We start from the raw sequence: 11,154 nt of genomic DNA, 5'->3' as shown, positions 1-11,154 counted from the left end.
ATCCTGTGATAGCAAACGAGCAAAACTTAACCAGCAAACAGATAATTTACAGATATATATTCTAATAAAAAACAAATTATTGTATTTTAATAAAGAAATTAACGAATTTTTAGGAATTATACAATGCAAAATATCGGGATGTCGTCAAAACTCGATAATGTCTGCTACGACATTAGGGGTCCTGTACTCAAACATGCTAAGCGCATGGAGGAAGAAGGGCATAAAATCCTAAAGCTAAACATTGGTAACCCTGCCCCATTTGGTTTTGACGCCCCTGATGAGATTTTAGTCGACGTGATTCGTAATCTGCCGACTTCTCAAGGCTATTGTGATTCCAAAGGCATTTACTCTGCTCGTAAAGCCGTGGTCCAACACTATCAACGTAAAGGTATCCGCTCGCTAGATGTCGAAGATGTGTATGTGGGTAACGGCGTGTCTGAGCTGATCGTGATGGCCATGCAAGCGCTGTTAAATAATGGCGACGAAATGCTAATCCCAGCTCCCGATTACCCGTTGTGGACAGCTTCAGTTGCACTATCAGGCGGTAAGCCGGTTCATTACCTATGTGATGAAGGTGCAGACTGGTACCCAGACCTTGAAGACATCAAAAAGAAAATCACACCAAAGACACGTGGCATTGTTCTGATCAACCCGAACAACCCGACAGGTGCCGTATACAGCCGTGACTTCCTACTTGAAGTGATTGAGATAGCACGCCAGCACAAACTGATCATTTTCGCAGATGAGATCTACGACAAAGTGTTGTACGACGGTGCAACACATACCTCAGTCGCCACACTCACTGAAGATGTGCTAGTCATGACATTCAATGGCCTTTCAAAAGCCTACCGTGTTTGTGGTTTCCGTGGTGGCTGGATGTTCCTAACGGGGCCTAAACATCTGGCTCAAGGGTACGTGAATGGCTTGGAGCTGCTTTCATCGATGCGTTTATGTGCAAACGTACCAATGCAACATGCGATTCAAACCGCGTTAGGTGGATACCAGAGTATCAATGAACTGATTTTACCTGGCGGACGCTTATTAGAGCAGCGCAACCGAGCTTATGAACTGATCAATCAGATTCCTGGTGTTTCTTGTGTCAAACCTAAGGGTGCGATGTACCTCTTCCCGAAAATCGACACTAAAATGTACAACATCAAGAACGATCAGCAGATGGTTTTAGATTTCTTAAAACAAGAGAAGGTCTTACTGGTGCAAGGTTCCGGTTTCAACTGGCCAAAACCAGACCATTTCCGCATCGTGACACTGCCACACGTTGAAGATCTAGAAATCGCCATTGGACGTTTTGAGCGATTCCTATCAACCTACAGCCAGTAATGAATCACTGGTAGTAATTAGTGCTGTTCTCTCATATGCTTAGAGGAACTCCTAGTGAGTTCCTTTTTTAAACCAGAAACGGAGAAAGCCATGAAAGAAAGCCATTTTTTCGCCCACCTGGCTCGAATGAAGCTGATCCAACGCTGGCCTTTAATGCGGTCCGTCTCACCAGAAAACGTTTCAGAGCATAGCTTACAAGTTGCTTTTGTCGCTCATGCCCTTGCCCTAATTAAAAACAAAAAGTTCGGCGGCAACCTCAATCCAGAACGCATCGCGATTCTTGCCATGTACCATGACTCTAGCGAAGTATTAACGGGTGACCTTCCAACCCCAGTGAAGTATTACAACCCTGAAATTGCCAAAGAATATAAGAAGATAGAATCAGCAGCGGAACAAAAATTACTCTCAATGTTACCGGAAGAGTTCCAAGATGAATTTGCCCCCTACCTTCTTTCTCATTCTGCACACGAGGAGGACGCAAAAATCGTCAAGCAAGCCGACTCCATCTGTGCCTATTTAAAATGTCTCGAAGAACTAAGCGCAGGCAATCATGAGTTCGCTCTGGCAAAAAAACGCTTAGACATCACTTTGCAAGAACGTAGAACGCCTGAAATGGATTACTTCCTCAATACCTTTGCCCCAAGTTTCGAATTATCGTTAGATGAAATCAGTTAGCTTACGGAGATAATCGTGTCGTTTGAATTACACCCACAATGGCAAGAGCGCCATGATGATGAGCATAAAATACGTCGTGACGACCATCGAAGCCCGTACCAAAGAGATCGAGCGCGCATTCTTCACTCGGCTGCATTTCGACGCTTACAAGCAAAAACCCAAGTACACGGCAATAGCTTGGAAGACTTTCACCGCAGCCGGCTAACACACTCCTTAGAAGCGTCGCAACTCGGGACCGGTATCGTCGCCCAGTTAAAGAAAAAACAACCAGAGTTCCGTGATCTATTACCATCAGACAGCTTAATTGATTCATTATGTTTGGCGCACGACATCGGGCATCCTCCATACGGTCATGGGGGAGAAGTCGCTCTAAACTACGTAATGCGCGAACATGGCGGTTTCGAGGGGAACGCCCAAACCTTTCGTATCGTCACTAAGTTAGAGCCTTATACTGAGCATTTCGGAATGAATTTATCACGCCGCACACTGCTTGGTTTGATTAAGTACCCTGCCCTTATTAGTCAAACACGCTCCGTCAAGTTGCCTCAACCAGCTGAGCATCAACGTAAACTAAAAGCCAAAGATTGGAGCCCAGCTAAGGGCATTTATGATTGTGATAAAGACTTATTTGATTGGGTAATTGCACCGCTTTCTGACAACGACAAGGCATTGCTTAGCCTAATGCGCTCAAAACCAGAATCGGAGTTTGAGCACAGTAAAACGCGCTTTAAATCACTCGATTGCTCAATCATGGAGCTAGCGGATGATATCGCCTACGGCGTTCATGATTTAGAAGATGCAATCGTACTTGGTATGGTGACACGCCAGCAATGGCAAGAAGGCGCAGCAAGTCAATTAGCGGACTGTGGCGACCCGTGGTTTGAAGCTCATATCGATTCCATCGGACAGATGCTATTTAGCGGTAAGCATCATGAGCGGAAAGATGCCATCGGTGGTATGGTTAACGCCCTGCTGACCAGCATTTCAATTAAGGCGGTGGATGAGTCTTTCAGTAATCCATTACTGTCTTGGAATGCGTGTTTAGAGCCACAAATGGCACGTGCACTTGACGTACTCAAGCACTTTGTCAGCACCTTCGTTATCCAAGTCCCGCAGGTCCAGATCGTTGAGTATAAGGGTCAGCAAATTATTATGGATATTTTTGAAGCGTTAACAGCGGACCCAGAGCGCTTGCTGCCTGTTCATACAAAAGAACTGTGGTGCCAAGCGAAAAGCGAGAGCAATAAGATGAGAGTCATCGCCGATTACATTTCTGCTATGACCGATGGACACGCGCAAAAGCTTCACCGTCAGCTATTCTCTTCCATCGTTCTTTAGTAACACTCAACCTTTCAAGTAATTCTTTTCAAATACGCCCGGCGGCATCTGGGCGATTTGGAATTCGATCATCTTTTCAAAGGCATGCATAAGCGGTGTAAAGTCTCTCTCGGGTTCAAGCAAGCGAAGCGAATGATAACCTGCCTCGACTGTCGATAAGCTATTCTCAGAGGGCGCTTTACGAATGGTGTAATGCCCTTGTAATTGCTTCGGTAATTGCACGGTTGGGAGTGGATGTAAATTGCTAGAAAGCTGCCACATTTTGTACGCTTTTTTCCACGTCCCATCGAGCAAAATCAAACGTATTTTCTTAGATACACTACGGCTCGCTTGATTAATTTCAGAGATGCATCGTGACTGTTCCGATGGGTAAAGAACAAAATGTTGATATGATTCATCCGCCAACAAGTGATTTAAGACATCATCACCAGAAAAGTCCTCTCCTATCAGACAAATACAGTTATCTAAACTCAAATTGAGAATCCGTGCCGTACCAAGCGGACGATGTTCTTCACTCGTGTGCTGAAGAATGATAAGTTCTACCTCGCTTGCCAACGGTACAATCCATTGGCAAATACACGCTTTTTGCGATTTTCCACAACGAGAACAATAACGAGACATAGAGTGAACCTTTATACCTTGCTGAGTATTATCAGCGTGATCTGTTTGATACTTCAATTCGAGCCAATGGCAAGCCTAACCGAGTGGCACAGCTACAATATACGCCATGGCGAATGGTGGCGAATCGTAACAGGAAATCTCACACATACCAACTTTGCGCACTTAGGGATGAACCTGGCAGGATTGTGGATCATTACTTTTATTTTTCGTCCAAGCACTCGCAACTTCCTTATCGTTTTCTCACTCTTGTGCGCATTTGTTGGCGCAATGAATTTGTTTACCAACATGTCGGTGTACGTGGGATTATCTGGCGTACTACACGGACTATTTGGATTCTGGGCACTCAGAGAAGTCTTTGAAAGCAGAAGAAGCAGCTTGTTGTTGGTCGGCGGGCTTATTGCCAAAGTAGCATGGGAGCAGATCTATGGTCCATCAAGCAGCACTGCGGCGCTTATCGGCGCAAACGTTGCTATTGATGCTCATTTATTTGGCGCACTCGGTGGGTTAACAATGTCTCTAATGGAAAAAGGCTTTCGCCGTCGTTTATTCGGTTAAAAAATCCCGAACCACGAAAGAGGGGTTGGTTCGGGAAAGCAGTAATAGGGAAACAGATATTGTTCTGAATTCAGACTCAATATCTGAAATACATCAAGCTACAGTAAAATGCGGCCTTCGTTTTTCTTAACTGTCGCTTCACCAATGCCTTTTACGCTCTTCAAATCTGCTGCCGTTTTAAAAGGGCCATGCTCCTCGCGGTAGTCCACGATACTCTGCGCTTTCTTCTCACCAATACCTTTCAACATGGTCGCTATTTCTTCAGCAGAGGCCGTGTTGATATTTACGGTAATTTCAATTCCTTCATATTTGTCAGTGGCTGAATCCGCAGCCATGCTAAAAGGCGCAAAAACAAATAAGCACAATGTCAAAATCCATTTCATATTGAACATACAATCTCCAAAATAGTAGGCTAAAACTAGTCATCGGGAGCAAGTCACTATCAGTTAACAAACCTAGATGACCCGATATTCGCAATGACTGGTATCACTTAAACGCGCACTAATTTAAGTAATGCTTATTGATGATTGAAGTTAATAAAGACAAAAATAAAACGGACCGCTTATGCGGTCCGTTTTAGTTAACATGCAAATTACACTAATTGTGCTTAGTTGCTCACAATAAAGTACTCAATGTCAGTGTTTGCGCGCAGTACTGCTAGCACAGATGATAGGTCTTGCTGAGAAGATGCACGCTGCATTTGCATCGCAACTTGCTCTTCTAACTCACTATCTAGCTCAGCATTTACAGCATCAAGCTCGATGATAACAATGTTACCTTCAAGATCTTTAGACTGACCATATACTGGCTTACCATCGACTGGTTTTGCCATCGCGAATACCGTTGTTGCCAACGGAGAACGGCGATCTACTGTCTCTTGTTCACCAAATTCAAGGTTGTTTTCAGTAAGCACATCTGTCTTACCTTCTTTCAATGCAGCAACAACCTGTGTACCAAGTTCCATCGCATCTTGCTCACCCTTAACGCGAGAAAGCTCTGCAATAACCTGATCTTTCACTTCTTCTAGTGGAAGAACCGTCTCATCACGTGCATCTTCAACACGAACCACAATAATATGTTCAGGTGCAACTTCGATAGCTTCAGAGTTTAAGCCATCTTCTTTTACTTCAGGGCTAAGGATAGCTTGCATTACCGCAGGGTTACGAAGCACTTCAGGTGCGTCAACTTGAGAAATAAAGTCCGTTGTCTTCACTTCTTGGTTAACGGCTTGAGAAGCGTCATACAATGAGTCTGGGTATTCAAACGCTACGCGCTCAAGCTCACTTTGTAGCTCGTAGAATTGATCAACCGCTTGTTGGTCAACCATTTCTTGTTTGATTTCAGCGGCTACTTCTTCAAATGGCTTCGCCACAGAGTCTTTTAGCTCTTCAAGCTTGATAATATGGTAACCAAAGTCCGACTTTACTAGACCTGACGTATCGCCTGGATTCTTCAACGCGAATGCCGCTTCTTCAAAAGCAGGGTCCATCACATCACGCTCAATCCAACCTAAGTCACCGCCGTTTTCAGCGCTGCCAAAATCGTCAGATTTCTCTTGAGCAAGCGTTGCAAAATCTGCACCCGCATTTAGCTCATCTAGGATAGCCTGCGCTTTTGCTTCATCGTCCCCTTCTACAAGAATATGAGCGACACGGCGCTGCTCTTCTGAAGAGTATTTGTTTAAGTGCTCATCGTAGTACTTTTTCACCTCAGCATCAGAAACATTAACTTGTTCCTTTAGCGCTTCAGCAGACAGTTCGATATAAGCGACTTTAACCTGCTCTGGGCGAGTAAAGTTATCAGGGTTTGCTTTGTAGTACTGTTGAATTTCTTCGTCAGTCAATTCAATGTTTTTCGCAAACTCTGCTAAGTCGATTTTAATCGTGCGAATATCACGAGTTTGAGTGAACAGCTTACCTTCTGCCTGTACTTCACCTGGCAGAATAAATTCACTGTTTTGTAGTGCATTCAGCAGTTGTTCACGAACCAATTCACGACGCATGTACTCAGCAAAAGAGTCTGGTGAAAAGCCTGCACGACGCAGAGAAGCTTGATAGATCTCTTGATCGAACTGACCATTAGATTGGAATTGAGGCATGTCTAGAATCATGCTGCGAACTTGGGTGTCGCTGATTCGCAGACCTAAAGCTTCTGCTTGTTGGTCAAGCAACACGTCATTGATCATTCGATCTAAAACGGATTTGCGGAAAGATTCAACATATGCAGGGTCAGCCAGCATTTGAGAGAAGTAGTCACCCAACTGAGCTTGCATACGGTTACGCTCATTTTGGTATGCCATCTCGAACTCACCACGAGGAATCTCAGTGTTACCGACTTTCGCTGCAGAGTTGTTGTTACCACTAACGATGTAGCTACCCACACCTGCAAAAACGAAAGACAGGATGATAAGCCCAAGGATAATTTTGACCGCGATGCTATTCACGCCTTCGCGTAGTCGATCCATCATAATTTAACTGCTCTCCACAATTGAAGCCTACTGCTTCTATCTAATAGAAATAATGGCGCAATAATATCAGAAAAAGAAATGCGCATCAGTATGATGCGCATAATTTAAGAAAGTTCGGCTCGAAGTTTGTAAATTTTTGTTCGAAACTTATTGTTTGAGCAAAAGTTAAGCAAATGGCCGGTTACAGAATTAACGCTGTGATTAGTTACAAGCGTCTTTCAGTGCTTTACCAGCTTTAAAAGCTGGTACTTTTGCTTCTGCGATTTGGATTTCTTCACCAGTTTTTGGGTTACGACCAGTACGTGCAGCACGAGTACGAACGCTGAATGTACCAAAGCCAACTAGAGCAACTTGATCACCAGACTGAAGAGTGCCGCTTACTGCTTCGATGAATGCATCTAGAGCACGACCCGCTGACGCTTTAGAAATGTCTGCATTTTCTGCGATTTGTTCTACTAACTGAGTTTTATTCACTGTAATTTCCCCTTTGTGTCATCTGTGATTATTTTTGTGATGACTTTCGTTCCATTGTTAAGAAAATATGCTCCATCCCTTATTCGTCAAGGGCTGGCAGCTATCGAAACTAACTTAGCGCCCAAAAAAAACGCTGACAAGCCTTTTTAGACTTATCAGCGTAAACTTTTACTTATTTTTGCTGCACATCACTATTTTTGAGACTCAAACTCAACGCCCGTCGGGTCTCGCTCTAGTGCGACTTTCAGTACTTCATCAATCCACTGTACAGGGATGACTTCCAGATCAGCGATAACATTATCAGGAATCTCTTCCAAATCACGCTCGTTGTCTTTTGGAATTAGCACAGTCTTAATGCCGCCACGGTGTGCCGCAAGTAACTTCTCTTTTAGGCCACCGATAGGTAGGACTTCACCACGCAGTGTGATTTCACCCGTCATCGCTACCTCTGCTTTCACAGGGTTACCTGTCAGAGCTGAAACCAAAGCAGTACACATTGCAGTACCCGCACTTGGGCCATCTTTTGGCGTCGCGCCTTCCGGTACGTGCACGTGAATATCTTTCTTCTCGTAGAAGTCAGTATTGATACCCAGTTTTTCTGCACGAGAGCGAACTACTGTCATTGCGGCTTGGATAGACTCTTGCATCACGTCACCAAGAGAGCCCGTTTGCGTCAGCTTACCTTTACCTGGCATGGATTGAGTTTCAATCGTTAGCAGATCACCACCCACTTCTGTCCAAGCTAGACCTGTCACTTGACCAATTCGGTTACTTTCATCCGCTTTACCGTAATCGAAACGTTGAACACCCAAGTACTCTTTTAGGTTGTCCATCGTTACCGTTACTGACTTGATGTCTTTATCCAGCAAGATGTTCTTCACGGCTTTACGGCAGATCTTAGAGATCTCACGTTCTAAGTTACGGACACCCGCTTCACGAGTGTAATAACGGATGATGCCAATAATCGCAGAGTCTTCAATGATGATCTCATCCGGTTTTAGACCATTGCGCTTCACTTGCTTATCAACAAGGTGACGTTTTGCAATGTTCAGCTTCTCGTCTTCGGTGTAACCAGATAAACGAATAACTTCCATACGGTCTAACAATGGACCTGGAATGTTCATTGAGTTCGAGGTTGCAACGAACATAACGTCAGAAAGGTCGTAATCCACTTCTAAGTAGTGATCGTTGAACGAGTTATTCTGTTCAGGATCAAGTACCTCTAGTAGCGCTGATGCCGGATCGCCGCGCATATCTGAAGACATTTTGTCGATTTCGTCCAATAAGAACAATGGGTTCTTCACGCCAACTTTCGACATCTTCTGGATTAATTTACCTGGCAATGAGCCAATGTAAGTACGGCGGTGACCGCGAATTTCGGCTTCATCACGTACACCACCCAGCGCCATACGAACGTACTTACGACCTGTAGCAGAAGCAATTGAACGACCAAGAGACGTTTTACCCACACCTGGAGGACCAACAAGACAAAGGATTGGACCTTTTAACTTATTGATTCGGTTTTGAACCGCCAAGTATTCAAGAATACGCTCTTTTACGCGCTCTAGACCGTAGTGGTCTTCATTAAGAATCTCTTCTGCTTTCGCTAAATTTTTCTTAACTTTTGAGCGTTTAGCCCAAGGCACGCTGACCATCCAATCGATGTAGCTACGAACCACTGTTGCTTCGGCAGACATTGGAGACATCATCTTAAGCTTTTGCAGCTCTTGCTCAGTCTTTTCACGTGCCTCTTGAGGCATTTTTGATTCGTCAATCTTCTTCTGCAGCGTTTCGAACTCGTCTGGTGCGTCTTCCATCTCACCAAGTTCTTTCTGAATCGCTTTCATTTGCTCATTCAGATAGTACTCACGCTGAGATTTTTCCATTTGCTTTTTAACGCGACCACGAATGCGTTTTTCAACTTGCAGCAAATCGATCTCTGATTCCATCTGGCCCATTAGGAATTCCAGACGCTCAGTGACATCAACAATTTCAAGTACTTGCTGCTTATCCACCAGCTTCAACGGCATATGAGCTGCAATAGTATCCGCTAAGCGAGCCGCTTCGTCGATACCGTTGAGTGAGGTGAGAACTTCTGGTGGAATCTTCTTGTTTAGCTTAATAAAGCCTTCAAACTGATTGATCGCACTGCGAACAATCACTTCTTGCTCACGCTCATCCAATTCTGGCGTAACCACAAATTCCGCTTCCGCTAGGAAGAAGTCACTCTCTTTAAAGTGATTGATTTTCGCACGTTGCTGGCCTTCAACCAGTACTTTTACTGTGCCATCCGGAAGCTTCAGTAGCTGGAGAATGGTGGCTACCGTACCTACTTCAAATAGGTCGTCAACCGTAGGCTCATCAGTATCAGCTTGCTTTTGTGCCACAAGAAGAACTTGTTTGTTGGTTTCCATCGCCGTTTCTAAACAGCTAATCGATTTCTCACGACCAACAAACAATGGAATAACCATGTGCGGGTAGACCACTACGTCACGTAGAGGTAGTACCGGGATCTCGATACGCTCGGAACGTTCCAAGTTCATATAATTCTCTCTTCCGCTTTCACGTTTACGTATTACTTATCGATTTATATGGGGGCTAATTGTTTGGATTCAATAAGAGAAATAAAAAAAAGGAGGTAATTACTTACCTCCTTTTTCATTACGGCTGAATTTATTCTGCTCCAGCGGCCTGATTGTCTGAGTTGCTATAAATAAGCAATGGCTCTGACTCACCATTGATGACGGACTCATCAATCACGACCTTACTTACGTCTGTCGCAGATGGCAGTTCGTACATGGTTTCCAGTAATACGCCTTCAAGGATCGAGCGTAAACCACGAGCACCTGTCTTACGCTCCATTGCTTTCTTAGCGATAGCGCGCAGCGCATCTTCTCGGAACTCAAGTTCGGCGTTTTCAAGCTCAAACAATGCTGCGTATTGCTTGGTTAATGCGTTCTTCGGTTCACATAGGATCTGAATCAACGCTTCTTCATCAAGCTCAGTCAGTGTTGTTGTCACAGGAAGACGACCAATGAATTCTGGAATGAGTCCGTACTTCACTAAATCCTCAGGCTCAACCTGAGTAAATAGCTCACCCACGGTCTTCGATTCGTTTTTAGAACGAACTTCAGCACCGAAGCCAATACCTGTACCTGTTGCAACACGCTGCTCAATCACCTTATCTAGGCCAGCAAATGCACCACCACAGATGAACAGGATCTTCGACGTGTCCACTTGTAGGAATTCTTGCTGAGGGTGCTTACGACCACCTTGAGGTGGAACCGAAGCAACCGTACCTTCGATAAGTTTTAGTAGCGCCTGCTGAACACCTTCACCAGATACGTCACGCGTAATAGATGGGTTTTCAGCTTTGCGTGAAATTTTATCAATTTCATCAATGTAAACGATGCCGCGTTCAGCTTTAGCTACATCGTAATCACATTTTTGCAGAAGCTTTTGGATGATGTTTTCAACGTCTTCACCCACATAACCAGCCTCGGTTAGTGTGGTTGCGTCTGCCATTGTAAATGGCACATCCAAGAATCGAGCTAATGTCTCAGCAAGTAGTGTTTTACCGCTACCTGTTGGGCCAATTAGAAGGATGTTACTTTTACCAAGCTCTACACCTTCACTCGTTGTATCACCATTGCGTAAACGCTTGTAGTGGTTATATACCGCAACTG

10 protein-coding genes are annotated in these 11,154 nt (G+C 44.5%); 4 read left to right on the top strand and 6 right to left on the bottom strand.

Annotated elements, in window-relative coordinates; translation table 11 throughout:
* Nucleotides 1-123: 123 nt before the first annotated feature.
* The 3 genes from CAG69_RS04500 to CAG69_RS04490 all read left to right on the top strand — a co-directional run bounded on the left by CAG69_RS04500 (nucleotide 124) and on the right by CAG69_RS04490 (nucleotide 3,351).
* On the top strand, nucleotides 124-1,338 hold the full coding sequence (locus tag CAG69_RS04500; RefSeq protein WP_005390543.1) for a pyridoxal phosphate-dependent aminotransferase: 1,215 nt from the start codon (nucleotides 124-126) through the stop codon (nucleotides 1,336-1,338).
* 90 nt (nucleotides 1,339-1,428) lie between these two features.
* On the top strand, nucleotides 1,429-2,013 hold the full coding sequence (gene yfbR, locus CAG69_RS04495) for a 5'-deoxynucleotidase (RefSeq protein WP_031780152.1): 585 nt from the start codon (nucleotides 1,429-1,431) through the stop codon (nucleotides 2,011-2,013).
* A 15-nt stretch (nucleotides 2,014-2,028) separates the two neighbouring features.
* Nucleotides 2,029-3,351 (top strand): anti-phage deoxyguanosine triphosphatase, encoded by a 1,323-nt coding sequence (locus CAG69_RS04490; RefSeq protein WP_048626158.1) that lies wholly within the window; start codon nucleotides 2,029-2,031, stop codon nucleotides 3,349-3,351.
* A 6-nt stretch (nucleotides 3,352-3,357) separates the two neighbouring features.
* Here CAG69_RS04490 and CAG69_RS04485 read toward each other — a convergent pair whose 3' ends face one another.
* Nucleotides 3,358-3,972: a tRNA-uridine aminocarboxypropyltransferase gene (locus CAG69_RS04485; RefSeq protein WP_005390535.1), complete on the bottom strand. Its 615-nt coding sequence runs from the start codon at nucleotides 3,970-3,972 to the stop codon at nucleotides 3,358-3,360.
* 3 nt (nucleotides 3,973-3,975) lie between these two features.
* On the opposite strand from CAG69_RS04485, the gene rrtA reads away from it, so the two are divergent.
* Nucleotides 3,976-4,527, top strand: a complete 552-nt coding sequence (rrtA, locus tag CAG69_RS04480) for a rhombosortase (RefSeq protein ID WP_161442931.1) — start codon at nucleotides 3,976-3,978, stop codon at nucleotides 4,525-4,527.
* A gap of 98 nt (nucleotides 4,528-4,625) precedes the next feature.
* Here rrtA and CAG69_RS04475 read toward each other — a convergent pair whose 3' ends face one another.
* The 5 genes from CAG69_RS04475 to clpX all read right to left on the bottom strand — a co-directional run.
* Complete coding sequence (locus tag CAG69_RS04475) at nucleotides 4,626-4,910, bottom strand: ComEA family DNA-binding protein (RefSeq protein WP_161442933.1); 285 nt, start codon at nucleotides 4,908-4,910, stop codon at nucleotides 4,626-4,628.
* A gap of 224 nt (nucleotides 4,911-5,134) precedes the next feature.
* Nucleotides 5,135-6,994, bottom strand: a complete 1,860-nt coding sequence (ppiD, locus tag CAG69_RS04470) for a peptidylprolyl isomerase (protein WP_161442930.1) — start codon at nucleotides 6,992-6,994, stop codon at nucleotides 5,135-5,137.
* Between the two features lie 201 nt (nucleotides 6,995-7,195).
* Nucleotides 7,196-7,468, bottom strand: a complete 273-nt coding sequence (locus CAG69_RS04465; protein ID WP_005382341.1) for an HU family DNA-binding protein — start codon at nucleotides 7,466-7,468, stop codon at nucleotides 7,196-7,198.
* Between the two features lie 191 nt (nucleotides 7,469-7,659).
* Nucleotides 7,660-10,011, bottom strand: a complete 2,352-nt coding sequence (gene lon / locus CAG69_RS04460; protein ID WP_005390529.1) for an endopeptidase La — start codon at nucleotides 10,009-10,011, stop codon at nucleotides 7,660-7,662.
* A gap of 130 nt (nucleotides 10,012-10,141) precedes the next feature.
* Nucleotides 10,142-11,154 (bottom strand): ATP-dependent protease ATP-binding subunit ClpX (clpX, locus tag CAG69_RS04455; protein WP_161442928.1); only part of this gene is annotated, 1,013 nt, incomplete at its 5' end.

The sequence above is a fragment of the Vibrio sp. V43_P6S15P86 genome, assembly GCF_009904725.1.
Lineage (GTDB): Bacteria > Pseudomonadota > Gammaproteobacteria > Enterobacterales > Vibrionaceae > Vibrio > Vibrio diabolicus.
The sequence above is the reverse complement of the archived record's forward strand: the minus strand, read 5'-3'. Positions and strand labels throughout refer to the sequence as shown.